Source organism: Bacillus sp. FSL R5-0576, assembly GCF_038004765.1.
Classification (GTDB): domain Bacteria; phylum Bacillota; class Bacilli; order Bacillales; family Bacillaceae; genus Bacillus; species Bacillus subtilis.
The window spans coordinates 1638889-1664393 of the sequence record NZ_JBBORU010000001.1 but is presented as its reverse complement, the minus strand read 5'-3'; the positions used below and the strand labels follow the sequence as shown (position 1 = coordinate 1664393).

Here is a 25505-nt window from a genome sequence, read left to right as displayed (position 1 = left end):
CACGCTGCCTCCATTTCACCTGCAAAATTTATATATATATTTTCAGTTAATTACCATATAAACCTTTGATTCTACTTTTGACTTCTTCATGATGAAATGTTTTCTCATGCATCATCAATTCCTGTTCAATGACGCGCGGCAGCTGATCGCGAAGCGGGGCAACCAAATGATCTTTCAGTGTAACCAGTGAGTTTCTCGGCTTTTCCGCCAGTTCTTGCGCCAGCTCCACTGCATAATCTAACACTTCTGCACGGGGCAGCACCTTAAAAGGAACCCCTCTTTTTTCAAGATCAGCTCCGCGGTAGCTGCCCGCATTCAATAATATTTCCTGGGACAGGCTGAAACCCAGTTTTTTAGGAACGATAAAGGTAGCGCCCATTCCAGGCGTAAATCCGTATTTCATAAAATTAGCCGTATACACGCTTTCTCTGCTCAGAATGACTATGTCAGCGAAGAGCCCCATGACAAAGCCGCCTCCAATTCCATGGCCCTGCATTGCCGCAATAACTGGAATCTCACAATCCAGCGCCAGAGAATAAAGATTGTCATCTGTGAACTTGGTCAATCCCTGTTGAATTCGAAGCAGTCCTTCTTGCGTTCCTCCTGAAGCAAAATAATTATCATATCCTGTCAAAATGACCGCTTTGTATTTTGGGTTCTGCCGTATGTATTCAAACGCTTGAATTAAACCGTCTGTAAGTTCTTGTGAAAACGCGTTTTTATGAGTGCGATCTTGCATCTTTACCTGAATAATGGCGGATTCAATTTCGATAAGCTCTACAACAGAATGCGTCATGATGTCCTCCTAACGGTTCTGATTGTCATTTTTAAACGGTTACTGATCCTCCCATGGGAATTGCCCTGTTTCAACATATCTGATGATTCCCATTTGGTTTTGAGGATCAGAAAACATGTTTTGATTTGCAGTTAACGCGGTGGCTTTCGCACGATTGACTTGATGATCAAGTGAGCTCATAAACTGTTTATAATGTGCGATTCCTTTTTTATTCAGCCTCCGCAAACGCAATAAATGCTTTCTCAGCAGCACGTCACTTTCAGCATCAAAAGCATCTATTAACCCCCATTCACTGGCTTCCTGAACGGAAATCGGCTTTGTCATAAGCGTCATATAATGCGCTTTCTGCCAGCCGATACGGCGGATCAGAAACGGTAAAACACAAGCAGGGTACAAGCCGAATAGCAGCTCAGAGAGACTGAATGACGCCGTCTGATCAGCAATGGCAATATCTGTGGCAGATACAAATCCAAGACCGCCGGCATTCACTTTTCCCCTGACATGAGATATCGTGACATAAGGGCCGGTCTGCAATTTCAGCCACAAATCATAGAGAGGCTCTTGGGAGCTTGCCTGTTCTCTGCCCCTTTTCATTTCCTGATAGATTTCTTGAAAATCAGCTCCGAAACAAAACACCTCGGGAAGCCCCTCTAAAACGACAACCGTCACCGTTGATGTTTCACATTGGTTTAACACTTGCAAGCATTCTTCTATCAGCGTGTCATTAATCGTATTATTCGCTTCAGGACGGTGAAAGGTAATATAGCAAACCGACGCTTGAAAGCGGACCTTTATCGTTTGATAGGTCACGAGATCCACCTGTACTTCCGATGAAACTCAGAAATTTCTTCTAAAAACAAGCGCGGCTTCTCTTGAGTGGACTGCATGATGCCCGGTATCATCTCAAAGTCCAGCTTTACATTGCGCGTCCCAAACCGCACCATCCCGCTCCCCTTAAACAATAGCTCATACTCTTCCATGGAGAGCTGATACCGGCGATCCAAATGCTTCTCAATACCAAATGTTCGCTGACGCTCCTGGCCTTGCGGAGTTGTAATTCCGCTGTAAAATTCAGAACAGCAGCCGGATCCGTAGGAAAAACAGCCAATTCGTTTAGGCGAATCAAACCTCCCTTGGTCTATCGTGCTGGCCAATGCCAGAAACAAGGCTGCCCCCATAATATTTCCAACCCGTTGACAGTAGTTTAAACCTGGTTTTACCCGAGTTAAAAAATCCGTCTCAATCCCGGATGTTTTCACCTTCGCCACCTTACGCATCATTGTCCGGTGCGCACCTTTCACCATCCCGCCAAAGGGCGTATGGTAAGCAAGATATTGAAACGTGTCCTGATAATTGGCACCCGGTACACGCTTTTGATATTCCAGAAAGGTCTGTTCGCAGCAATCCAAATATGACATTAAAGACAGATCAGAATCTCCCGCTTCACTGTCGGGAATGGGGCGGCACGTGTCCATCACTTCATAGCCGTAATAACCATTTGCTCCGGGATCTATTTGAAACACCTCGGGATTTTCGCCAACTAAAACGGCCACCGCTCCCGCTCCGGCGCTCGGTTCCGCATAAGACCAATCTTCGCTTAAAGCGTCTCCGCCCTCAGCGATTAAAAAACGTGAAATATCACTGGCGATAACCAGTGCTTTAGCACCCGGAGAAGTCTGGGATAATATAAAATTCACCGCCATCTGAAATCCCGCTGTCCCTGAATAACACGCCTGTTTAACCTCAAACAAACGGCAGTTGCGGTTGAGACCTAAATATTCATGGATATATGTACTTAACGATTTCCCAAAGTCGATCCCGGATTCAGAGCAAGTGATCAGCAATTCAATCCGGTCCTTCTCTGCTTCAGATAAAGCATCAATAATCGGCTTAGCTGCATTGACTCCGAAGGTCACGGGATCTTCATAAGGCAGTGCTACCGCTTTTTCTTTCATTAATAAGTTTTCAAATCTCGCAGTATCTAAGTGTCTGTATTTGGCCAGCTCCATGACATCAAGGTATGCCGTTCCGCCAAAGACATTCATCGCTTCTATTCCGGCTGAAACCATTTATGATTCGCCTCCACATTTCTCAATGTTTTGTATACAAACCGCGGTGTTCATTCCGCCAAACCCCATGCTTAAGCTCAGCGCATTTTTGATGCGGTATGAAATCGATTTCTCATTTACCCAATGAAAGGAATCATCGATTGGATGATCCAAATTCCTGCTCGGATGCAGGGCAGATTTTTTCATTTGCAGCAAAACAGAAATAATCTCTACGATGCCCGCCGCACTAAGCCCGTGTCCGGTTATCGATTTTGTTGCATTGATATAAGCATGGGAAAGCCGGCATGCACGGAGCGCCTTTAATTCTATTTCATCTCCAATAAAAGAGCCTGTTCCATGAGGATTAATATAATCAATATCTTCTGGTAAAAGCCTGGCACGCTCCAGTGCCTTCTGGATGACATGAACCTCTCCTTCTAATGAAGGATCAGGATTCCGGTTTCCGTCCAGTTTGATTGACCAGCCAGACAATTCTGCATAAGGTTTGAGACCTCTTCGTAAAGCCGTCTCCTTTCGTTCTATTACCAATGCACCGCACGATTCTCCATAGATAAACCCGTCTCTGTTTTGATCGAAGGGACGGCACGCTTTTTCAGGTTCATCAGCATATTTGTCCGTCCCCATAGCGCCTAAAGCCCTTAGCGCCTCGCATTCCATATAAGAAAGATCCATTAAAGCACCAAGTGCTATGCAAGTATCAACTTCGCCTGACAGGACTTGCTGAATCGCATGAATGACTGCTAACTGGCCGCTGGCCGAGGCTCCTCCCACCGTATATGCTAATCCCGTGATGCCAAACTGATCTGTACATATCCCGCAAAGATCGCTATCCATGAAAGACAGACCATACGCCGGCGAAATAAAACCGGAGCGGTCTTGATACCTTTCATAAACTTCAAAGGTTTCTCTCTGCTGAAAATTTGATCCGCCAACAACCAGTCCGATACGTGAGGAATCTGCATCGTCCAATTCAGCCTCCTCCCAAGCCTCTGTGAGAGTTACCAATGCAGCGCGGCTGGAGAATGATGCTTTTCGCAACATTTTTTTGGAGAGTCGGTCAGGATAAGACAATGACGCAATTTCGGCTCCGATAAACCGGCTGTCTTTTTGTCTGCCTGAACGCTTCATGACATCAAAGGCATGTCTGCCGGACAGCAGCGAGGAAGCAAAGTCCTCTTTCCCTTGACCGATAGAGGCCGTGACGCCTACACCGGTCACCACCACCTCAGGCAGATTGCACTTTGTCATAAAGCACCTCAGCTAATTCACCGATGTTTTTCACCCCGGATAGCTCAATGCGAGGGATTTTTAACGATAAATCCTCTAGCACCATCGTGATAATTTCAGCTCTGTCTACAGAGTCAGCTCCTAACTCAACTAACTGATCTTCAGGCTCAAATCTGTGTCCGTCTAATTCAGGAAGCACCTCGCAAATATTGGTGATTAGTACTTCAAAGATTCTCTGTTTATCCATAATGCGCTCTCTCCTTCAAGGGATTATTTTAATGATTTTTATAGGTATATTTTCATAATATTCAAACTTTTATTTTTATGTTGTCTGTTTCATGCGACGGCTGATACATCGATTGCATCCGTTCATGAAGCAATACTGCCGTTTCTGTCATTAATTTTTTCCCGATTTCATCCACGTGGCGGTTTCGCCAATTTTCTAATTGCGACCCTTTAACCCATTGATTAAAGGCTCCCAGCGCGGGACCGCAGTGAATTTGATAATCGACCTTCGAATGTTCGCTTCCGCTGATTGCCAATTTTGAACTGTATCTGAAGTACCATCGGAAAATCAAAGCCATTTTATGCTTCGGGTTTTGTTCAGCCTTCTCAATGTCTGCCGCGGGATAATGCAATGCAATATCTTTATATATGTCTTCTATACTGCGTTTAAAGTATTTCTCCTCAAGCTGGGCCAGCATCTTTGCATCCAGCTCACGTATAGACCCATACCGCTGATACAGTTCATATAACTTGTTTGCCCGTGCGGGAAAGAACACGCCTTTCTTTAGCACCTGCACTTTACTGCCCGATTCAAACATATCACCTGCAGGCGCATAGGCTGTATCTTGTACATTCATCTGCTGAAGCAAATCCTTTACTTTATCACTTGTTGCCGCCTCAACCGTACATTGATTGATTGAGCCTGTTAGAATAAAATCAGCCCCTAGCATAAAAGCCGCCATCGCTGCCTCAGGTGTTCCAATCCCTCCAGCTGCACCAACTCTTATTTTTTTCCGGTATTGATATTTTTTCATCATTTCATCTCTTAAAGATGTCATCGCCGGCATCAGGCTGTATGCCACACCGCCATCTGTATGACCGCCTGAATCAGCTTCTACACAAATATCGTCAGCCATCGGAATGCACCGCAACAACTCAGCTTCGTTCATAGTGATTTTATTTTCTCCTAAAAGCTTTTGCAGCATATTCTCAGGCGCAGGACTCAGAAATGATTCTGCAACTTCCGGCCGTGATATTTTTGCTATGAGACGATTTGAGCATATAACGTCACCATTTTGATTTCGTTTCACTCCTTTTGCGCGGTACCTTACTAATGCAGGAGTGACACTTAAAAATGCTGAAGCCTCCACAATGCTCACTTGATTCCTCAATAAAAGATCGATCATTTTTTCTTCTGATTCAGTATGTTTCATATTGTGGACCAGATTGATGCCGTAGGCTTGTCCTTTTCCTAATTCACCTTGTATAGCATGGATCGCATCTTCAACCTCTTTCAGGCTCAGACCTCCTGTGCCAAAGAACCCCATCATTCCCGCTCTTGACAGCTTTACTACCATTTCTTTCGAAGCAATACCGCGGTACATTCCTCCTGCAAGATAAGCATATGTAAGATGATAATCTTGTTTAAATTCAGCACTTCCTAAAGATTCTGCCGTAATCCCAGCTTGAACATTGCGTTGCTCCTTTAGATGCGCACTGATCGCGGGGTTCTTTTTCGGTATATATGTCAATGGTTCAGCTTCATTTTTAATCCGATGAATGAGACCGGTTAAAACAGTTCCAGGCCCAATCTCTGCAAACTCCATTTCTCCTCTTCCCATCAGGAAACGAATGCTGTCCGTCCATTTCACTGTGTTGTCCATTTGTTCAGATAATGTATCTTTTAATCTGTCTTGATGGTATGGCTCTGCGTAGACATTGGAGATAACCGGGATCGCCAAAGGTGCAAACTGGAATGAGTCAATATATTGCTTAAATACCTGTTTGGCTTCATTCATATATCTGGAATGAAAAGCTCCGCTCACATTTAATGGATGAAACAGCTTTACATCCTTGGTGTTTTCAAAAACAGCCCGAGCTTTTTCAATCTCTTTTTTCGGGCCAGAAATCACAATTTGCCAGGGCGTATTTTCATTTGCCACATCAATGTCATAAAGACGGTGCTCTTCTAAAACGGCTGTAACTTGTTCCTTACTCAGGCCGATCACAGCAGCCATTCCGCCCCCTGTAATTCGTCCCATCAATTCTCCTCTTTTTTTGACGAGCCTTAATCCGGTTTCAAAATCAAATGCACCGGCTGCCATCAGCGCATTGTATTCTCCTAAGCTGTGTCCTGCCGCAAAATCAGGTTTTCTGCCGGTCTCCTCCACTCTCTTCAAGTAACTGAGTGCATTAACAACATACAAAGCCGGCTGCGTGTATTCAGTATGATTTACATCCAGATATGATTTTTCGGTACATAGCTTCTCTATTGAATAGCCCAATATTTGATCTGCTTGATCTGTCAAATGCTGATACTGTTCAAATAGCCCTTGTCCCATCCCCTTTTGCTGGGAGCCTTGCCCTGGAAAGACATATGTAATCATCTTGTAAACTTCCTTTCTGGTGTACGGAAATACTCAACCGTATTCAGATTTTTCAGCTCCTGATGAAATGGTGTTATGATTGAGCAGCAACGGTCAGCTGAATCACCCGGAATCAGCTGTTTCACAAAAGCAGCTAAGGTGCCGGATGGCCCTAAATCGATAAACTTGCATGTATGCTGGCTTTCCAAATATCGAATCGCTTCACGAAACATCATTGGCTTTCTGACCGCATTCCAAAAGAAATTCTCGTCCATTACGTGAAGGCAGCTTCCCGTTAAGCTCGATACAATCGGTATTGACGGTTTTTGAAAAGATTTTGATCTTAAAAATTCTGCATAGGCACTCTCTGCCGGATCAATAAGCGAAGAATGAAAGGCATAGGACACAGGAAGCAGCTGGCAAAGAATCTGCTTCTCCTTTAAATCCTCCATAATCTTCCTTATATGATCTTCTTCACCAGAAATGACGAAGTGCGAATCATAATTGATAGAAATGAGTTCACTATTTCCAAACAGTTGCGGATGATCATTCAGCAATTGCGGTTTGTCAAGAATGGCCAGCATTTTTCCTTTATCGCAGGAATTCTGGATGATAATAGCCTGTTCAAGTATGCAATCCAGTATATCCTCTGCGTCTGACACACCAGAAACTGCCGCTGCTGCGAATTCTCCCAGACTTGATCCCAATACGTAATCAGGATAAATTCCCCTGTCTTCCAAAACCTTATATAAGGAATACTCAATCATAAAAATGGCGGGGTGGGAAAAAAGAATACTGTCAAACGGATCTGACACACGTTTACCTTGATGGTAGATTTCTTCAACAATGGATGTGCCGATTCGCCGTGCTGCAATGGCATCCATTTCAAGCATTGATTGGCGAAACACGGTATTTTCCTTAAATAGTTCTTTCCCCATGTGATAGTATTGGGAACCTTGCCCGGAAAACATAAAAACAAGCGGTTCATTCATGTGTATAACCTTCTTTTTTTATATTTATGACGGCTATTGGATTTCTCATTTCCATGCATGTTGTTAAAGCACATAGCAGCGATTGAAATGAAATTAATAAATGGAAAAGACATATGTGAAAAAGTAAAGGAGATTCAACTTGGAAGGATTGCTATTGGTGCTCTGGATGCGGTTCATTTATGACGTGATCGTAGATGTATGTTGATATCTCAAAATTGATGTAACATGATAACAGGATCAGCAAAGAACATCGACTCTATGATTGGTGGGTGCGGTTAAAAAAAGGACCATCTAGATGTGGGAGCGATGGTTTGACAGACCGGCTGACATAGTTCAAATGTCTAACTTAATTTATGAGCCTCTTTATGTAACAGTATATAAAGTTATTCAATTAGAAACAGTGTCAATCGAACGATTGAATCTTTAAAACTTTATACCTTAAATGAAAGGAAATCTGTGTTTAGACCTGATTGATGAGATACATGGCCATAGGGGCAAATGCTTTAGCGGGGCATTGCTTCCGCATCTTTCTTTATGCGATGAATTAACCCAGTTAAAACATTTCCAGGCCCTACCTCCTCAAACTCCATATGGCCTTTTTTCATTAAGTAGCTTATGCTGTCAGTCCATTTCACTGAATGATTAATTTGATCAGCCAGCGTCTGTTTCATGAATTCGTATGTATACGGTTTGGCATACACATTAGAAATAACCGGGATAGACGGAGGCGAAAAATAAAAGGCATGAAGGAACTCCTCAAATTCTTCTTTTGCCTTATTCATGTATCTGGAATGAAACGCGCCGCTTACGTTTAAGGGGAGTACCATTGTAACTTCAGTCATCGCTTCAAAAAGAGATGCGGCTTTTTCAATCTCATCTTTTTTTCCTGAAATTACAATTTGATATGGGGCATTCACATTAGCGATATCAACATCATGTAAATGATATTTTTTCAGAGCCTTTGCAACCTGCTCTTCATTTAGTCCCATAACAGCTGCCATACCGCCGTTGCTTATCAGACTCATCAGCTCGCCTCTTTTTCTGACAAGCTGTAAACCTGTCTCAAAATCAAAGGCTTCAGCTGCAAATAACGCATTGTATTCACCCAAGCTGTGCCCGGCGACAAAGTCAGGCTTAACTTCTTCATCCTTGATTTTTTTCAGATAGCTTAGTGCGTTTACCACATATAATGCCGGCTGAGTAAATTGCGTTTTGTTTAAATTGGAATAAGGATTTTCCAGGCAAAGACGTTTGATAGAATATCCTAAGATCTCATCTGCCTGATCCGTCAGTTCTTTAAATTCATCGAATAGGACGCTGCCCATTCCCTGTTTTTGTGAACCCTGACCTGGAAAAACATATGTGATCATTCTCTCAAAGCCACCCTTCCGATTAGTAGATGTGTTTCACTTCTGTATGATTTTATAATAGTGATGACCGGATAAATAGTAGCATGTTCATGTTGATGGTAACCTCTGTAAATATTATCCGTCAAGTTAATTTTTCCTACAGTTTGCCCCATTGTTTTTCTGCTTTTTTCCATTGAGGAATAAAGGATCAGGAGATATAACAGAACATAAGAAAAAAGACCCGGATCACGTATAGGGCGCCATATCATGATAATGCGCTTCATTTTCTTTCAAATGAGTTTTCAAAATAAATAACACCTTCTATGTAATCATTTTCGAAAATAAAAATTATTTAGATATTCGAAGAAAAATAGGATAATAGATTCAGAAGGATTATTTAAAATCAAAAATACCTTTTTGGTTTTTACGAGTGCGAAATTTCACAAAATATTCTTTTTTATCAATTTGAAAGTAAATATTATGCTGATAAAGATCCTTTATCGAATGGCCGGGCGATTTGCCAAATGAGTGACCAGGATACACCCGTACATGGGGTGAAACCTCCGACTTTATTCTTTGAATGCTATCAAACATCTCTTCCGCAGAGCTGCCATCATCCTCACATATGCCGCACCCTTCTGTAAACACCGTATCTCCGGTAAAAATACTCTCAGAAAACAAATAACACATTCCGCCGGCTGTATGCCCCGGTGTGAGAAGGCATTGTGCTCTTGTGTTTCCTATGCTGATTGTCTGATGATCATCTAGGCTAATTAAATTTCTGCATCGGAATTGATAATAATCAATTTCTTTTTTTGACATATAAACTTGAGCGTTAAACATCTTCGTCAGCGGGTCTACCAGATTTACATGATCATAATGAGAGTGTGTCAATGCGACTGCCTTTAATTCCGCTTCGAGTTCAGAAAGTGTAGTGGTTATCTTACTCAATTCCCATGAGGGATCAACAACAATTGCAGATCTGCTTACAATATCTTCAATGATATAGCAATAATTCGTCCAGCCCTGATACCTTGTTTTAATTGGATGCACCTTGTAAGTAAGATTCATTTATACCATCCCTATCATGTAAAGTTCTTAAACGATGGACCAGTGTTCACCCCTCAGTCCGTCTTTCATTCCACTTTACCAAACAGCATGATTGTTTTCCATTTTTTTCAGAGATCCTTGTTCTTTGAAAATAAAAAAGCGACTCTTTTGGACGCATGCCCAACAAGAATCGCTTTTCGCACTAGTGCCTTAAGGATGTCGTTTTTGTGTCTCACGTGTATCTTCCACGCAAATTGACTCTACATGCTGCATAATGACCCGCTTGATTCGGTCTTTATTCACGCGCACAGGGTCAAGCATGGCATGTAAAGCCAAGCCGTCAACAAGCGCGTAAAGTCTCTCAGCTTCAATGTCTTTATCAGCATTCTGCTTCAGTAAATCGGATTCATCTAAATAGGCAATCAAATTCCGCATGCCGCTGAAAATCCCGTCATGACTCGCATCAAACATATCCTTTTTATGTCTGGCGTAAGCAGTAAAAGCAAACCAAACCTCCATCTCTCTAATCGTTTCTTCATTCGTTGGGACCATTTCAAGCAAAATTTGCAACACTTTTTCCTTAGGGAGCAAATCCCTCACTGCAATGTCCTTAATTCGGTCAGTCACCTTTTCTTGGACAAGTTTCATTGCAAAAGCAAGCAATTCATCCTGTGTAGAGAAATAATGGCGCAGCGCACCTAATGACAATCCTGCTTCCTTTGCAATGTTCCTGGCTGATGCTCCCTCCATCCCTCGTTCTAAAATGACGCGCCACGTTGCTTCTGCAATTTGTTTTCTTCTTTTCTCATGGTCAATTTGTTTTGGCATAGCTTTATTGTAACAAGAAAAAAATGAGAGAGCAATTTTTATAATACAGTTGTGTTACAAAAATAAAGATGGTAACATATTATTTAAATAATACAACTGTATTGAAAAGAGGGGAATGGATTGAACGGTATCGCATGGATGATTGTTTTCTGTGAAATTGCGTTTTGGGTTGTCATTGTTTTGGGGCTTGCTGTACGCTACGTATTCAAACGACATACATTAGGACTGCTATTCCTTGCCTTAACTCCAGTTATCGATTTGATCTTGTTAGCGGCAACTGGTGTGGACCTTTACCGCGGAGCCTCAGCGACCGCAGCCCATGGGATTGCAGCTGTTTACATCGGTATATCGATCGCTTATGGGAAACAAATGATTCAATGGGCAGATGAAAAGTTTCAATATTATGTGACAAAAAAAGGAACAAAACCACTGAAACGTTTTGGAATGGACCATGCCAAGCACGGTGCGAAAGGCTGGCTAAGACATGTGCTGGCCTACTTAATTGGTGCGGGACTATTGGCAGGGATGATCTATTTTATCAATGACTCTGCCCGAACCGAAGCATTGAGCGGCATTCTTAAACTGTGGACTGTCATTATAGGAATTGACTTTCTCATTACAGCCAGCTATTTTATTTGGCCAAAAAAAGAGAAAGCTTCGGCGAATCTCAGGAGTTAACATGATGAAAAAGGCCCTTCCCCAGTGGAAAGGGCCTTTTTTGGTTTTGTTAAAATATGCTATACTATTTTCGTCAGAAAACAGACTTATAGATATTTTGGGCTGATTCAAGGGTGCTGTTTGTATGAGTAAGCAGGTGAAGGGAGTGTCATACTTGAACCATAAAGAACAGAACGAGCACTCTAAAGATTTTAACCTCAGATCAAAATTAATCGGAATTGTATCTATCACTTTTATCGCGGCCATTGCGCTTGCAGTCATCTTCGGCGGCTTTTTCTTCGGGATGAAAGGCTTATTCTCCATACTGGGCATCACATACGCTTCTAATCAAACATTAGCTTTATTTATTTTAGCCTGCTTTGCTGTAGGTTTAATCATAGACCCACTCACAAAGATTATCTCTATCATTTTGGCAAAATCACTTTCATTGAAAAAGACTGCACTTTTTGCTTTTATACTGTATTTTATCAGCAATCTTATAACGATCTGTTTTGCAGATTACTTTATGCAGTCTATTTATATTCCAGATATCTTGCTTGTTGTGATATCAGCAGTGATGGCTTTCACTGAACTTGCTTTTGATGACCAGCCTAATAGAGAAGCAGCTTAAAATGCCGATGGCAGATATGGAGAATTCATAACACCTTATATTTGGACATCACCAGTTATATAAACGAAAAAACTCCCTGTTCACACGAACAGGGAGCAAAACACAATGTTGTAATTTAAATTCTGCATTCTAAAATGATTCTTACATTCGGATCATCAAGTTCATCCAAAAAGATAATGATCTTCGGACCACATGCCATGTGTTTCCACCCCCTCATCCAAAATATACATTAATTCCAATTGCCTGTAAATGGAAATTTTGTTATACGGAGGGACCATGAAGTATAATGCATTAACACTGCTCACACGTTTACAACCGTTTCTTATAATCTGACACTCGAAGGAGTACAAAAAAAGCATTGATCCATTCAGAGAATGGATCAATGCCTACCACCCCCGCTACATCACGCGTTTGAACATCTTTTCCATCTCATATGTCGAGTGGTGAATGATGATCGGGCGGCCGTGCGGGCATGTAAATGGGTCTGATGTGCTTCGGAGGTCGTCCAGAAGCGCTTTGATTTCGTCGTTTCTGAGGTGGCGATTTGCTTTGATGGAGCCTTTGCAGCTCATCATAATCGCCGCTTCCTCACGGAGTTTTTTAATATCTATATTTTTGGAGTCGAGCACCTGCTGAATGATTTCTTCTATGAGCTCTGCTTCTTCTCCCTTTGGAAACCAGGCCGGGTGGCAGCGGACGATGTAACTGTTAGAGCCGAATGACTCTAAAAAGACACCGACGCTTTCGAGCTCTTGTTTGTGCTGTTCAATAATCAAAGCCTCATTTGTGGAGTAGTGGAACGTCAGCGGTACAATCATCTCCTGCACCTCAGGCTCAACCTCCCCCACCTTTTCACGAAAGTACTCATATTTAATACGTTCTTGGGCGGCGTGCTGGTCGATAATATATAGGCCGTTTTCGTTTTGTGCCAATATATAAGTCCCGTGCATCTGGCCGATCGGGTACATAATTGGAACCCGCTCAGACGCTGGCTGCTGTTCCTCATGGCATTCCTGCTCAAATGTTTCAGGCTGTTCTTCTGAAACATCGGACACCTCAAGGGTTTGTTCCTGATCAACGATAGGTGGAGCATCAAATTGGAGAGGAGGCAATTCTTCCTCCACATCAACCAGCTCTTTCACGACTGAGCTGAGCTTCATTGGTGAATAAGATGGCGCAGTCGATTTTTCCGGAACTTTTTTTTCCGGAGGCTTTTCATCAAAGGTTATAAACTGCTGCTCATTTTTGATGGCAGGTGCTGATTTTTTCGGGACCTGGGCACTAGGAATCAGCTGCTGCTGTTTAAACACATCTTTAATTCCGTCACGTATTAAGTCATGAAGCTCTGTTTCCTTGCTGAGCCGGACCTCAAGCTTCGATGGATGCACGTTGACATCGACTAAAATCGGGTCCATCGTAATTTCTATAAAAGTAATCGGATGGCGTCCGATCGGCAGAAGCGTATGATAGCCTTCATGAACCGCTTTGACGAGCGGGAAATTTTTAATGTAACGGCCATTGACCACAGACGACATATAGTTTCTCGACGCCCGTGTAATCTCTGGGAGGGCGATATATCCCTTTACTTCAAAATCCAAGGAGCTCACATGCAGCGGAAGCATTTTTTTGGCGACAGCCGTGCCGTAAATCGCTGCCAGTACATGGCGCACATCTCCGTTTCCGTTCGTTTGAAGCAGGTTTTTCCCATGATGGCGCAGGCGGATCGATACCTCTGGATGCGCCAGAGCAATACGGTTAACCACATCTGTAATGTTTCCAAGCTCTGTATGAACGGTTTTCATATATTTCAAACGGGCCGGTGTGTTAAAAAACAGGTTGGAAACGACAATTTCAGTTCCCTTCCTGCTTGAGGAACGCGATTCGGAAATGATGTTTCCTCCTTGGAGGACGAGCTTCGTCCCAGCTCCTTCACCAGTGCTTGTTGTAATCTCCAGATGAGAGACTGACGCGATACTCGGCAGAGCTTCTCCCCTGAAACCGAGCGTTCTCACCCTGAATAAATCATTTTCATCTTTTATTTTACTCGTTGCGTGGCGGCGGAAAGCTCGCTTGCAATCTTCATTCTCCATTCCTTCGCCGTTATCCAAGACCCGAATGGATGCAAGGCCTGCTTCCTCAATATCGATTTCAATGACTGTGCTGTCAGCGTCGATCGCATTTTCCACCAATTCTTTGACGACTGAGGCGGGCCGTTCCACAACCTCGCCCGCCGCTATTTTATTTGAAAGCTCATCTGACAGCTGGATGACTTTTGCCACATTCATCACCCCGTTTTAATGTAATTTCTTTTGCAGCTTGTACATTTCATTCATCGCTTCAAGCGGTGTCATATCCAGTATATTAAGTGATTTGAAAGCATCGATCACTTGCTTTTCTTTTTTTGAAAGCTTTGGTGTTTCAGCCGGCTTTTCCGCTTCGTCAAAAAAGGACAGCTGTGCCGGCTCTTCTTTCACCTGAGGTTTCTGCACCGGCACTTCCGGTTTGTTTCCTGAATGTTCAAGCTCTTTTAAAATATCTTGAGCGCGCGCAATCAGATCTCCCGGCAGTTCGGCAAGCTGAGCTACATGGATACCATAGCTTTTATCAGCGGCACCTTCTTTAATTTGATGAAGAAAGACAACCGTTCCGTTATATTCTTCAGCGCGAACATGAACGTTTTTCAGCTGGGGCAGCTTGTCCTCAAGAACGGTCAGCTCGTGATAGTGTGTGCTGAACAGCGTCTTGGCGCCGATATGATCGTGAACATATTCAATAATCGCCTGTGCCAGCGCCATGCCGTCATAAGTGGACGTTCCCCGCCCGATTTCATCAAACAGAATGAGGCTGTTTTTCGTCGCGTTGACAATCGCATTTTTCGCTTCAAGCATTTCTACCATAAATGTACTTTGTCCGGAAATCAAATCATCTGCAGCCCCGATTCGTGTAAAAATTTGATCAAAAATCGGAAGCACCGCTTTTTTCGCGGGTACAAAGCAGCCGATTTGCGCCATAATGGAAATGAGCGCGATTTGTCTCATATACGTGCTTTTCCCTGACATGTTTGGACCTGTAATGAGAAGCATTTGTCTGTTATCGCCCATCATACAGTTGTTCGGGACATATTCCTGGCTGTCCATGACTTTTTCAACAACCGGGTGTCTGCCTTCAATCACTTCGACTTCATCTTTAGAGAACTCCGGTTTCGTGTAGTGACGATTTTCACTGATTGTCGCAAAGCATTGCAGTGCGTCCAGCTCGCTCATCTGTTTTGCAAGCTGCTGTAGCCGCGGAATATACTGCTTCACTTTCTCGCGCAGCTCGGTAAACAGCTCGTACTCCAGCTCACAGATGTTATTTTCCGCCTCTAAAATGAGCGCTTCTTTTTCTTTTAATTCAGGGGTAATGTAGCGCTCTGCATTGGTTAATGTCTGCTTCCGCTCATAACGCCCTTCCTCAAGCAAATGCAAGTTTGCTTTAGTCACTTCAATGTAATAACCGAAAACTTTATTAAAGCCGACCTTTAAAGAGCGAATGCCTGTGTATTCCCGCTCCTGCTGTTCCAGGCGGGCAATCCAGTCTTTTCCGTTTCTGCTTGCATCACGATATTCATCAAGCTTTTGATTATAACCATCTTTAATCAGGTTCCCTTCTTTTACAGATAAAGGAGGGTTTTCGTACAGCGCTTCTTCCAGCAGTTCAAGTACATCCCCGCAAGGATCAATGCGCTCTGCACGTTCCTTGGCCTTGTCATGAGCCAGTGAAGCAACCAGCTGTTTGATGCCAGGAACTTGCTTTAACGATTCCTTCAGCTGAATCAAATCCCGGGCATTGACATTTCCGAATGCAACGCGTCCGGCAAGGCGTTCTAAGTCATATACTTCTTTTAAACGTTCACGCAGATCTTCCCGTTCAAAGAAATGGGACATCAATGTTTCCACCATTTCTTGGCGCTCTTCGATTTGATTGACTCTGATAAGCGGCCGGTCAATCCACTGTTTAAGCAGCCGGCCTCCCATTGCCGTTTTTGTTTCATCCAGCAGCCACAAAAGGGAGCCTTTTTTATTTTTTGAACGGATCGTTTCGGTCAGCTCCAGATTACGCTTTGAGTACAAGTCAATTTTCATCGCTTCCTCAAGCTCATACACCTGCACGGGCTGAAGATGATCAAGGCTGCGCTTTTGGGTTCTTTTCAAATACGTATATAAGCGCAGAAATGTTTTTGTTATATCTTCATTATTTAAGTGCTCAATGATCGTTACGTGTTCGTCTGTTTCTCCGTCTTCAATTGAAATCGTTGCACCGCACCGCTCTCTCAGCTGTGCCACTGTATCGGCATCCAAGCTTCCTGAAACCACGATTTCCCGTGCGCCGACGGAATAAATTTCTGATATGACGTCTTCAAGCCGTTCAATCAAAACAGCCAAATTTTCTCCCGTTGTTAAATCAGACAGCGCAAGTCCGTATCCGTTCGAGCAGGCTGAAACAGATGCGATAAAGTTATTTTCCGATTCATGGATGCCTTTGCCGTCCATTACAGTTCCGGGCGTAATAAGCTGAACCACTTCTCTTTTCACAACGCCCTTTGCGGCTTTCGGATCTTCCGTCTGTTCACAGATCGCCACTTTGTAGCCTTTTTTAATAAGCTGTTCGATATACGCGGAAGCAGAATGATACGGCACACCGCACATCGGTATTTTTTCAGCCGCACCGCCGTCTCTGCTCGTTAACGTAATTTCCAGCTCTTGTGACGCTTTTTTGGCGTCCTCAAAAAACATTTCATAAAAATCACCCAGGCGAAAAAATAAAAAGGCATCCTGGTGCTCTGCCTTTATTTTTAAATATTGCTGTATCATAGGCGTATAACCGGCCATTGTTTAATCCCTCACTATGTATCAACGTTTCTATTTTCCAACCTTCATTATAACATAAACAAAAAGTGATAAAAGAATGATATATCAATATAAAAAAGAGACTTGGGGGGTACTGTCTCCCCTAGTCCCTTTTTTATTCTTCAGGATCTCCCACTAAAAACTCCGGGTTGATGTCTTCAAGCTCTTCATCAAGCTCATCTTCCCAATCTTCCTCGTCATCCTCTTCCCAGTCAGGATTGACCTCAACAACTACCTTTGTTTCCCCTACCACTTCCGCCAAAAATTCTCTTTCTGCCTGCACAACGATTTTATTTCCATTCGGTGAAATGGTCACTTCAAGGCAGTTTGGCTGCTGAAGCACTTTGGCAATCACTTCATGCTCATCATCTAAGTAATTATTGTCTCTGTATCTGAGTTTAATGACATCTACATATTTTACCCGTTCTGTGACAACCTCTGTCTTTGTGTTGTCCGCGTAAGAGTACCATACGTTTATATCATAATACCCTTCAATTTCTACCGTTTTTCCAATTTTTTCAGCGTCATACTTGTGGTTAATAATCCAACCACCCAAAATGCTGCTCGGTTTTTTCTCAGGCGAGATGGTGTTGGTGCATTGGGTGAATTTTCGGCCTTTCGCTACTACTGCCTTCGTAATAATTTCCCTGTATTCAGACATTCCGGCATGCCTCCTTGTTCTTCTTCGTGTTATCTTATGCTGGGCATTTGTCTAGTGTGCATTTTTATAAATAAAATATAAAAATACAAAGTTTCTGTTCCATTGTATGCAGGGGTGCCTAGAAACTTTACTTATAAGTGCGATAAAGTTTATACGCGGCTGAGCACAGAAAAACCAATTGAACATTTGGTACATAGATTATTTAGTTCATTTTTAACCGCACAAATGATAAAAAAACACGGGCCTGTAAAGGCACCGTGTTTAGAGAGAACAGCTGTTATTTGAATGCTTCACCTTTGAACCGGTTTCCCCTTTCAGCAGGTCGCCTCCGGTTGATGTGATGATTTCATTTGTGACTTGGTTGGAAATGGTGTGTGCAACGAGCTGCAGTAGGTCATTTACCTCCATCTGCGAGTCTCTGAATTCCTGGATAACAGGAATCTCTTCAAGCTCTTCTTGCAGCGCGTCAATTTTTGCTTCTACTTGTTTGAGCGCTTCATGCTTTTCATAATGCTTCAGATTGACAGCCTGCTTTTGCAGGGCTTTAATCTGATTAACGATTGTGGACACTTTGTCATTCTCATTGATTTGCGCTTCAGCCCGTTTGAAAAAATCAACCTCTTCTGTTTCAGAGATCATTTTTGCAAGGTTTCGTGCCTGCTGCACAATGTCTTTTTTTGAGTAGAGCGTCATCTCATTTCACCTCGATTGCTTCTCCTACCATTTCTCCGTCAAGCGACCATGTTTTCGCTTGCTGGATTTTCACGCGGACGATTTTGCCGATGGCTTCCTTCGGCCCTTTGAAATTGACGAGCTTGCTTTTTTCAGTATAGCCGGCAAGAATATCAGGGTTATTTTTGCTTTCACCTTCAACTAATACTTCGACAACCTTGCCTTCGTATTCCTTCATTTTTTTAGCAGAAATTTCATTCACCAGCGCGTTCAGACGCTGCAGGCGTTCTTTTTTCACACGCATCGGTACATTATCTTTCATCTTAGCAGCCGGAGTGCCCTCACGCGGAGAGTAAATGAACGTATAGGCGCTGTCAAACTCCACTTCACGGTATAGAGAAAGCGTTTCTTCAAACTGTTCGTCCGTTTCATTTGGAAATCCGACGATAATGTCCGTTGTCAATGAAGCGTTTGGCATTGCTTCTTTAATTTTTCGCACCAGCTCCATGTAACGCTCTCTGTCATATTTGCGGGCCATCAGCTTGAGAACTTCTGAGCTTCCTGATTGAACCGGAAGATGAATGTGATCAAGCAGATTTCCGCCTTTTGCCAGCACTTCAATGAGGCGGTCGTCAAAGTCGCGCGGATGACTCGTTGTAAAACGGATTCTCGGGATATCGATTTTTCTCAGTTCATCCATCAAATCACCAAGTCCGTAAGTCATATCTTCAAAGTCTTTTCCATACGCGTTTACATTTTGGCCTAACAGTGTAATTTCCTTATAGCCTTCACTTGCAAGCCTTCTCACTTCCTGAATGATATCCTCAGGGCGGCGGCTTCTTTCTTTTCCGCGTGTGTAAGGCACAATGCAATACGTACAGAATTTGTCACAGCCGTACATGATATTGACCCAGCCCTTAATTTTTCCATTTCGGACTTTCGGAAGGTTTTCAATAACGTCCCCTTCCTTAGACCAAACTTCTACAACCATTTCTTTTGAAAGGTATGCTTCTGACAAAAGCTCCGGCAGGCGATGAATGTTATGCGTTCCGAAAATCATATCGACAAACGGATGTTTTTTCAAAATACGGTTCACGACTGATTCCTCTTGGGACATACAGCCGCACACGCCTAAAATCAGATCGGGATTGTTTTTTTTCAGTGCTTTTAAGTGCCCGAGCTCACCAAACACCTTGTTTTCAGCATTTTCACGGATTGCACATGTATTTAACAAAATGACATTGGCATCGTCAACAGAGTTTGTCGCTTCGTAACCGAGCGCCATAAAGATCCCTGCCATAACCTCTGTATCGTGTTCATTCATTTGGCAGCCGTACGTACGGATATAGAACTTTCTTCCGTCTCCCAATCCTTTAAATTGTTCAGAAATTTTAAAGTCATTATGATAAGTAACGGCTTCCTTGCCTCGTTTTTTCGCGTCTTTTAAAGAAGGCGGAATGTAAACAGCTTCAAAGTACTTGCTGTAATCCTTCTCGGATTTTTTGTCCGATGGATTAACTTGTCCGCTCTCTAATTTTTGTTTTTCATTCATGTCATATTTTCTCCTTTCAAACCAAACTTCCACCCTTCAGTATAAAGGTTATTGAAGCTCTGCACAACTGGCAACCTATCATTGTACACTCATTGAGAATAATAATCAATAAGGAATCAAAAGAGGAAGAGTAAACTCTTCCTCTTGTTACAATAGCTGGAGCTCCTTTGCCGTCTTTTCGATGACATCAAGCGCCTGATCCAGTTCATCTTTGGTGTGCTCTGCAGTTATAATCGTGCGAATTCTGGCTTTTCCCTTTGCTACAGTCGGGAAAACGATACTTTGGGCAAAAACACCGTGAGAAAGGAGCTGATCTGAAAATTGCTTTGCCACACCTTCATCACCTATTAAAATAGGAAGAATCGGCGTTTCACTCTTCGTGAGAGTCAGGCCCATTTTCACAAGCATTGCTTTAAAATAGGCAGTATTCTCCCACAAGCGCTCCATATGCTCCGGCTCTTCAAGCAAGACATCAATTGCTTCCATACAAGCTGCAGTGACAGCCGGCGGATGAGATGTGCTGAATAAAAATGGACGGCCTTTATGGCGCAAATAATCGATCAGCACCTTTGAACCTGCAGCGTAGCCGCCGAGCACTCCGATTGCCTTGCTTAATGTTCCGACCTGAATATGAACTCTGCCGTCAAGGCCGAAGTGATTCACCGTTCCCCTGCCGTTTTCGCCAAGTACTCCGGATGCATGGGCGTCATCCACCATCACAAATGCGTCATATTTCTCAGCGAGCTCTACAATATCAGGCAGAGGAGCTATGTTGCCATCCATGGAAAATACGCCGTCTGTCACAATCAGACGCATCCGATAATTCATTGACTTTCTCAGCACCCGCTCTAAATCACTCATATTGACGTGCTGATACACCTTTTTATCCGCCTTTGTCAGTCGAATTCCGTCAATAATAGAGGCATGGTTCAATTCATCTGAGATGACAATGTCCTCTTTTGATAGAATACTTGAAAGTACGCCTTGGTTTGTTGTGAAGCCTGATTGGAATACAAGTGCCGCCTCCGTTTTTTTAAAGGCTGCCAGCTTTTTCTCAAGCTCTTGATGCATTGTAAATGTACCGGCAATCGTTCTCACTGATCCGGTGCCGGCTCCATACTGCTGAACGGCCTCCTGTGCGGCATTGATGAGTCTAAGATGTGAAGTGAATCCGAGGTAATTATTAGAAGATAGCTGAATGACTTTTTGGTGATTCACTGTGACAGATGGACCCTGCATAGATTCAAGCTGTTTTATGTCTTGCCATGTATGGTTTTCTTTCATACTATCAAGCTCTGCTTTTAAAAAATCAAATTCCTTCGTCATGTTTATCCCCCTTTATGGAATTAAAATTACTTTTCCGCACTGGCCGCTTCTCATCAGTTCGAAACCTTTTTCAAACTCCTCTAACGGAAACTGATGGGTAATAACAGGTTCAAGATCGATCACGTTTGAACTGATCAACTGAGACACCTGGCGCCATGTTGAAAACATTTTTCTTCCTGTTATTCCTTGGATGGTAAGCCCTTTAAATACCACTTTGTTCGTCAAATCAATTGTCACCGGATGTTCCGGCAAGCTGAGAATATGAAATCTTCCGCCATTCGCAGCCATCGCAAGACCTTGGGCAATCGCTGAGGGCTGACCCGACATCTCACAAACAAGATCTGCTCCTTCCCCACTCGTTAAAGCGCTTACAATTTTGAGCGGGTCTTCTTTTTCAATAGAAACAGTACAAGTCGCTCCCATTTGTTTTGCAAGCCTCAGCCTGTATTCATTCTTATCAATTGCTATCACCTGAGAAGCTCCTGCTGCTTTTGCAACCGCAACAGCCATAAGACCAATCGGTCCGCATCCAATGACTGCAGTCGTTCCTCCTGCAGGCTGGCTCTCGAGTACGGTATGAACTGCATTTCCTAAAGGCTCTTGAATGGAAGCAATCGACGGGTCCATATCAGCGGGATTTCTCCAAATGTTATCAGCTGGAACTTTTACATACTCCGCAAAACAGCCTGCCGTGTCCACTCCGATTATAGCAGTATTGGTACACACATGAGATTTTCCTGTTAGGCAAGGGACACATTCACCACAGACAATGTGTGTTTCCGCAGACACATACTCTCCCACTTTTACACTGCTGACATTCTCTCCCACGTCCTCTACGATGCCGCTGAACTCATGGCCGAAAACATAGGGTGTTTTGATTCTCTGACGTGCCCATTGATCCCAATTATAAATGTGGACATCCGTGCCGCATATGGAAGCGGCTTTCACTTTTATGAGGACTTCATGTTTATCAATCTCAGGAATGGGAACTTCAGTCAGCACAGCACCGAACGCCCCGTCCTTTTTCATTAGAGCTTTCATCTTTCCACTCTGCATGTACAATCCTCCTTGAAAAATTCTTGTTATATTCGGATTGTACCATGATATGGAATAAGCGTAAACAGCACTGTCTTCTCCAGAAGGACAAAAGTATCTGTCTTGAAAAATGAGCGGAATTTTTTTTGAAACGTTTTAGCTCATTTCTGATTTTGTATATTCGCTCATTTATGTGCTAAAAATACTATTGGGAGAAAATATCACAATAAATGAAAAACAACCTGTTTGCATTACGCAAACAGGTTGAGAATGCTTTATTTGTTTTTAGCGAGGCTCCACGATTAATTTAATCGCTGTTCTTTCTTCCCCATCGATTTGAATATCTGTAAAAGCCGGAATACAAATCAAATCAACGCCGCTAGGCGCCACAAATCCCCTGGCAATCGCCACAGCTTTTACAGCCTGGTTTAATGCACCCGCTCCGATCGCTTGAATCTCGGCGGCTCCTCGCTCTCTCAACACGCCTGCAAGCGCACCTGCCACTGAATTTGGACTCGATTTTGCTGAAACTTTTAAGATTTCCATTTCTGCTCCCCCTTAGTTTTACAATGGATAAGTGAGTGTTCATTAGAACAATCATTATTAGATGTTGCTATCCAAAAAGCCATCCCCACAATGCTTTTCAAAAATAGCGGGCTACCTTCCATTTTTACTATATTCACTAAGGAGTTGCTATATTCCTGCTTTTCTTTTTAATATTTTTATAAAATAACCATATGTTCAACTATTCAAAGAACATGTGATCATCGTTGATTAAAATACGCTCAATTTTCACGGCTTTTTTCGTTTGATCGTCAATGTCAATGACAACTCCGCTGAGCGTTGTTTTTCCTTCAGCGACAGTAAACCGGACTGGAAGGTTCGTTTTGAATCGCTTAATAATCGTCTCTCTGTCCATCCCCAGTATACCATCATACGGGCCAGTCATTCCCACATCAGTAATATATGCCGTTCCCTTCGGCAAAATGCGGTTATCCGCTGTTTGCACGTGTGTATGAGTTCCTACTACAGCCGACGCCCTCCCATCCGTGTACCAGCCAAGTGCGAGCTTTTCACTTGTCGCTTCGGCATGAAAGTCGATAAAAATGTACGGTGTTCTTTTCGCAGCTTCTGCGATCAATTCGTCCGCTTTTAAAAACGGGTCATCAAGCGGCGGCAAAAACGTACGTCCCTGCAAATTAATGACTGCTAGTTCTTTGCCGTTTGCTTTCACATATGTGATCCCTTTCCCCGGTGTTCCTTCAGGAAAGTTTGCCGGGCGAACCAAGTTCGGAACGTCATCTATAAAATCAAATATTTCTTTTTTGTCCCATGTGTGGTTCCCCATTGTGATTGCATCTGCGCCGGACTGGATTAGGCTGTGATAAATTTTTTCCGTCAGGCCTTTTCCATGTGCGGCGTTTTCACCATTAATAATGGTAAAGTGAGGCTTATATTTTGTTTTTAGCTTTGGTACATATTCTTTGACCATGTCACGGCCCGGTGAACCGACAACATCTCCGATAAATAAAATTCTCATTTTGTAAATCCTTTCTTCTTGAAAATTCCTTGTCGTCAAAAAAATAAAGTGATGCTTAGCGCATCACTTTATTTTGCATACTCTACGGCTCGAGTCTCTCTGATTACTGTCACCTTAATATGACCTGGATAATCGAGCTCGTCCTCAATTCGCTTGCGGATATCTCGCGCCAGTCGATGAGCCTCAAGATCATTAATTGAATCCGGCTTCACCATAATACGCACTTCGCGTCCAGCCTGAATGGCAAATGATTTTTCAACACCTTCGTAGGACTCAGAAATTTCTTCGAGTTTTTCAAGTCTTCGAATATAATTCTCGAGCGTCTCACTTCTTGCGCCAGGTCTTGCAGCGGAAAGCGCATCTGCTGCAGCTACCAGCACAGCGATAATGGAAGTCGGCTCCTCATCCCCGTGGTGTGATGCAATACTGTTAATCACGACTGGGTGCTCTTTATATTTGGTCGCAAGCTCTACCCCGATTTCAACGTGGCTTCCTTCTACTTCATGGTCAATTGCTTTCCCGATGTCGTGAAGAAGACCCGCACGTTTAGCAAGCTTTGCGTCTTCACCAAGCTCCGATGCCATTAGACCGGCCAAGAATGCGACTTCCATGGAATGCTTAAGCACATTTTGACCGTAGCTTGTACGGAACTTTAAGCGGCCGAGGATCTTGATGAGATCTGGGTGGAGGCCGTGAACGCCAACCTCAAATGTCGTTTGCTCACCCATCTCACGAATATAGTCATCGACCTCGCGGCGAGATTTTTCAACCATTTCTTCAATCCGTGCCGGATGAATACGGCCATCCTGAACGAGTTTATCAAGAGCAATTCTGGCTGTCTCACGTCTGATCGGATCAAATCCGGAAAGAATGACAGCTTCAGGCGTATCATCAATAATCAGGTCAATTCCTGTCAGCGTTTCAAGCGTACGAATGTTACGCCCTTCCCGTCCGATGATACGTCCTTTCATCTCATCATTTGGAAGATTGACAACTGATACCGTTGTTTCGGCAACGTGGTCCGCTGCGCAGCGCTGTAAGGCGAGTGAAAGAATGTTTTTCGCTTTCTTATCCGCCTCTTCTTTCGCACGGTTTTCAGTTTCTTTTGTCATGATGGCGATGTCATGTGAAAGCTCGTTTTCAACCCGCTCAAGAATGATTTGTTTTGCTTCATCACGAGTCAGACTCGAAATTCGTTCCAACTCTGACTGCTGCATACGAATCATCTCATCCACTTTGCTTTCCATCTCTTCAATATGTTGTTGTCGTTCATTCAGAGAATGATCTTTCTTCTCCAACATCGCTTCCCGTTTATCAATTCCCTCATGTTTGCGATCAAGGTTTTCCTCCTTTTGGAGTAAACGGTTTTCTTGTTTTTGAAGCTCATTTCGTCTTTCACGAACTTCCTGTTCAGCATCTATTCGAAGTTTGTGGATTTCATCCTTTGCTTCAAGCAGAGCTTCTTTTTTCAGTGCTTCAGCATCACGCTTCGCATCTTCAAGAATTTGCTCGGCTGCACCGCGTGCGCCCGCAATTTTCGCTTCGGCAATGGTTTTACGAACAAAGTAGCCAACAACTAAACCGAGTAGAATCAGCAAAATGGAGATGAGAACCATCATAATTGGGGTCATACTTTCACC

At 43.2% G+C, this 25505-nt stretch carries 23 protein-coding genes; 2 read left to right on the top strand and 21 right to left on the bottom strand.

The window, feature by feature from the left end; all coding sequences use genetic code 11:
- Positions 1-46 precede the first annotated feature (46 nt).
- From NX903_RS08585 to NX903_RS08535, 11 genes are all read right to left on the bottom strand, one after another.
- Positions 47-796 carry a polyketide synthase gene (locus tag NX903_RS08585; RefSeq protein ID WP_015383709.1) on the bottom strand — a complete coding sequence of 250 codons (750 nt, stop codon included), beginning with the start codon at positions 794-796 and terminating at the stop codon, positions 47-49.
- Positions 797-835: 39 nt separating this feature from the next.
- Complete coding sequence (locus tag NX903_RS08580; protein WP_086343856.1) at positions 836-1615, bottom strand: enoyl-CoA hydratase/isomerase; 780 nt, start codon at positions 1613-1615, stop codon at positions 836-838.
- Positions 1603-2865, bottom strand: a complete 1263-nt coding sequence (gene pksG, locus NX903_RS08575; protein ID WP_024573082.1) for a polyketide biosynthesis 3-hydroxy-3-methylglutaryl-ACP synthase PksG — start codon at positions 2863-2865, stop codon at positions 1603-1605. Before pksG ends, NX903_RS08580 begins: the two co-directional genes overlap by 13 nt.
- A complete protein-coding gene (pksF, locus tag NX903_RS08570) occupies positions 2866-4113 on the bottom strand; it encodes a polyketide biosynthesis malonyl-ACP decarboxylase PksF (RefSeq protein WP_086343855.1) in 1248 nt (415 codons plus the stop codon).
- Positions 4091-4339: an acyl carrier protein gene (locus NX903_RS08565; RefSeq protein WP_003231809.1), complete on the bottom strand. Its 249-nt coding sequence runs from the start codon at positions 4337-4339 to the stop codon at positions 4091-4093. Before NX903_RS08565 ends, pksF begins: the two co-directional genes overlap by 23 nt.
- Positions 4340-4400: 61 nt before the next feature.
- Positions 4401-6704, bottom strand: coding sequence for an ACP S-malonyltransferase (gene fabD / locus NX903_RS08560; protein ID WP_086343854.1), 2304 nt, complete (start codon positions 6702-6704; stop codon positions 4401-4403).
- Positions 6701-7675, bottom strand: a complete 975-nt coding sequence (locus NX903_RS08555) for an acyltransferase domain-containing protein (RefSeq protein ID WP_086343853.1) — start codon at positions 7673-7675, stop codon at positions 6701-6703. The genes fabD (NX903_RS08560) and NX903_RS08555 overlap by 4 nt, the downstream gene beginning before the upstream one ends.
- A gap of 503 nt (positions 7676-8178) precedes the next feature.
- Positions 8179-9045: an ACP S-malonyltransferase gene (gene fabD / locus NX903_RS08550; RefSeq protein WP_086343852.1), complete on the bottom strand. Its 867-nt coding sequence runs from the start codon at positions 9043-9045 to the stop codon at positions 8179-8181.
- On the bottom strand, positions 9042-9308 hold the full coding sequence (locus NX903_RS08545) for a hypothetical protein (RefSeq protein WP_144486628.1): 267 nt from the start codon (positions 9306-9308) through the stop codon (positions 9042-9044). Before NX903_RS08545 ends, fabD (NX903_RS08550) begins: the two co-directional genes overlap by 4 nt.
- Before the next feature lie 109 nt (positions 9309-9417).
- Positions 9418-10095, bottom strand: coding sequence for an MBL fold metallo-hydrolase (locus tag NX903_RS08540; protein WP_003231824.1), 678 nt, complete (start codon positions 10093-10095; stop codon positions 9418-9420).
- A gap of 189 nt (positions 10096-10284) precedes the next feature.
- Positions 10285-10902, bottom strand: coding sequence for a TetR/AcrR family transcriptional regulator (locus NX903_RS08535; protein WP_003231827.1), 618 nt, complete (start codon positions 10900-10902; stop codon positions 10285-10287).
- Between the two features lie 120 nt (positions 10903-11022).
- Between NX903_RS08535 and NX903_RS08530 the strand changes: the two genes are divergently transcribed.
- Together NX903_RS08530 and NX903_RS08525 are read left to right on the top strand one after the other, a co-directional pair.
- Complete coding sequence (locus tag NX903_RS08530) at positions 11023-11580, top strand: hypothetical protein (protein ID WP_086343851.1); 558 nt, start codon at positions 11023-11025, stop codon at positions 11578-11580.
- A 154-nt stretch (positions 11581-11734) separates the two neighbouring features.
- On the top strand, positions 11735-12190 hold the full coding sequence (locus tag NX903_RS08525) for a regulatory YrvL family protein (protein WP_080481313.1): 456 nt from the start codon (positions 11735-11737) through the stop codon (positions 12188-12190).
- 398 nt (positions 12191-12588) lie between these two features.
- On the opposite strand, the gene mutL is transcribed toward NX903_RS08525, so the two are convergent.
- The 10 genes from mutL to rny form a co-directional block, all read right to left on the bottom strand.
- Entirely contained in the window at positions 12589-14469 is a 1881-nt protein-coding gene (gene mutL, locus NX903_RS08520; protein WP_086343850.1) for a DNA mismatch repair endonuclease MutL, read from the bottom strand.
- Between the two features lie 15 nt (positions 14470-14484).
- Positions 14485-17061: a DNA mismatch repair protein MutS gene (mutS, locus tag NX903_RS08515; RefSeq protein ID WP_003231832.1), complete on the bottom strand. Its 2577-nt coding sequence runs from the start codon at positions 17059-17061 to the stop codon at positions 14485-14487.
- Between the two features lie 133 nt (positions 17062-17194).
- Positions 17195-17740, bottom strand: a complete 546-nt coding sequence (gene cotE / locus NX903_RS08510; RefSeq protein WP_003231833.1) for an outer spore coat protein CotE — start codon at positions 17738-17740, stop codon at positions 17195-17197.
- A gap of 261 nt (positions 17741-18001) precedes the next feature.
- Positions 18002-18433 (bottom strand): regulatory iron-sulfur-containing complex subunit RicA, encoded by a 432-nt coding sequence (gene ricA / locus NX903_RS08505; RefSeq protein ID WP_003231834.1) that lies wholly within the window; start codon positions 18431-18433, stop codon positions 18002-18004.
- A 1-nt stretch (position 18434) separates the two neighbouring features.
- Positions 18435-19964, bottom strand: a complete 1530-nt coding sequence (gene miaB, locus NX903_RS08500; protein ID WP_014664026.1) for a tRNA (N6-isopentenyl adenosine(37)-C2)-methylthiotransferase MiaB — start codon at positions 19962-19964, stop codon at positions 18435-18437.
- Positions 19965-20111: 147 nt separating this feature from the next.
- Positions 20112-21290 carry a glycine C-acetyltransferase gene (locus NX903_RS08495; RefSeq protein ID WP_086343849.1) on the bottom strand — a complete coding sequence of 393 codons (1179 nt, stop codon included), beginning with the start codon at positions 21288-21290 and terminating at the stop codon, positions 20112-20114.
- 12 nt (positions 21291-21302) lie between these two features.
- Complete coding sequence (gene tdh, locus NX903_RS08490) at positions 21303-22346, bottom strand: L-threonine 3-dehydrogenase (RefSeq protein ID WP_049140039.1); 1044 nt, start codon at positions 22344-22346, stop codon at positions 21303-21305.
- A 264-nt stretch (positions 22347-22610) separates the two neighbouring features.
- On the bottom strand, positions 22611-22871 hold the full coding sequence (gene spoVS / locus NX903_RS08485; RefSeq protein WP_003154135.1) for a stage V sporulation protein SpoVS: 261 nt from the start codon (positions 22869-22871) through the stop codon (positions 22611-22613).
- Positions 22872-23070: 199 nt separating this feature from the next.
- Positions 23071-23865: a 2',3'-cyclic-nucleotide 2'-phosphodiesterase gene (gene ymdB, locus NX903_RS08480; protein WP_003245138.1), complete on the bottom strand. Its 795-nt coding sequence runs from the start codon at positions 23863-23865 to the stop codon at positions 23071-23073.
- A 68-nt stretch (positions 23866-23933) separates the two neighbouring features.
- Complete coding sequence (gene rny / locus NX903_RS08475; RefSeq protein ID WP_003221010.1) at positions 23934-25496, bottom strand: ribonuclease Y; 1563 nt, start codon at positions 25494-25496, stop codon at positions 23934-23936.
- Positions 25497-25505 lie beyond the last annotated feature (9 nt).

What these genes read in the sequence shown, in the direction of transcription:
- NX903_RS08535 (WP_003231827.1), bottom strand. Translation starts at nt 10,902, where the DNA reads ATGCCAAAACAAATTGACCATGAGAAAAGAAGAAAACAAATTGCAGAA.
- mutS (WP_003231832.1), bottom strand. Translation starts at nt 17,061, where the DNA reads ATGGCCGGTTATACGCCTATGATACAGCAATATTTAAAAATAAAGGCA.
- spoVS (WP_003154135.1), bottom strand. Translation starts at nt 22,871, where the DNA reads ATGGAAATCTTAAAAGTTTCAGCAAAATCGAGTCCAAATTCAGTGGCA.
- NX903_RS08545 (WP_144486628.1), bottom strand. Translation starts at nt 9,308, where the DNA reads ATGAAGCGCATTATCATGATATGGCGCCCTATACGTGATCCGGGTCTT.
- tdh (WP_049140039.1), bottom strand. Translation starts at nt 22,346, where the DNA reads ATGCAGAGTGGAAAGATGAAAGCTCTAATGAAAAAGGACGGGGCGTTC.
- pksF (WP_086343855.1), bottom strand. Translation starts at nt 4,113, where the DNA reads ATGACAAAGTGCAATCTGCCTGAGGTGGTGGTGACCGGTGTAGGCGTC.
- ymdB (WP_003245138.1), bottom strand. Translation starts at nt 23,865, where the DNA reads ATGAGAATTTTATTTATCGGAGATGTTGTCGGTTCACCGGGCCGTGAC.
- fabD (WP_086343854.1), bottom strand. Translation starts at nt 6,704, where the DNA reads ATGATTACATATGTCTTTCCAGGGCAAGGCTCCCAGCAAAAGGGGATG.
- NX903_RS08540 (WP_003231824.1), bottom strand. Translation starts at nt 10,095, where the DNA reads ATGAATCTTACTTACAAGGTGCATCCAATTAAAACAAGGTATCAGGGC.
- pksG (WP_024573082.1), bottom strand. Translation starts at nt 2,865, where the DNA reads ATGGTTTCAGCCGGAATAGAAGCGATGAATGTCTTTGGCGGAACGGCA.
- NX903_RS08565 (WP_003231809.1), bottom strand. Translation starts at nt 4,339, where the DNA reads ATGGATAAACAGAGAATCTTTGAAGTACTAATCACCAATATTTGCGAG.
- NX903_RS08495 (WP_086343849.1), bottom strand. Translation starts at nt 21,290, where the DNA reads ATGACGAAGGAATTTGATTTTTTAAAAGCAGAGCTTGATAGTATGAAA.
- NX903_RS08585 (WP_015383709.1), bottom strand. Translation starts at nt 796, where the DNA reads ATGACGCATTCTGTTGTAGAGCTTATCGAAATTGAATCCGCCATTATT.
- ricA (WP_003231834.1), bottom strand. Translation starts at nt 18,433, where the DNA reads ATGACGCTCTACTCAAAAAAAGACATTGTGCAGCAGGCACGAAACCTT.
- fabD (WP_086343852.1), bottom strand. Translation starts at nt 9,045, where the DNA reads ATGATCACATATGTTTTTCCAGGTCAGGGTTCACAAAAACAGGGAATG.
- miaB (WP_014664026.1), bottom strand. Translation starts at nt 19,964, where the DNA reads ATGAATGAAAAACAAAAATTAGAGAGCGGACAAGTTAATCCATCGGAC.
- rny (WP_003221010.1), bottom strand. Translation starts at nt 25,496, where the DNA reads ATGACCCCAATTATGATGGTTCTCATCTCCATTTTGCTGATTCTACTC.
- cotE (WP_003231833.1), bottom strand. Translation starts at nt 17,740, where the DNA reads ATGTCTGAATACAGGGAAATTATTACGAAGGCAGTAGTAGCGAAAGGC.
- NX903_RS08555 (WP_086343853.1), bottom strand. Translation starts at nt 7,675, where the DNA reads ATGAATGAACCGCTTGTTTTTATGTTTTCCGGGCAAGGTTCCCAATAC.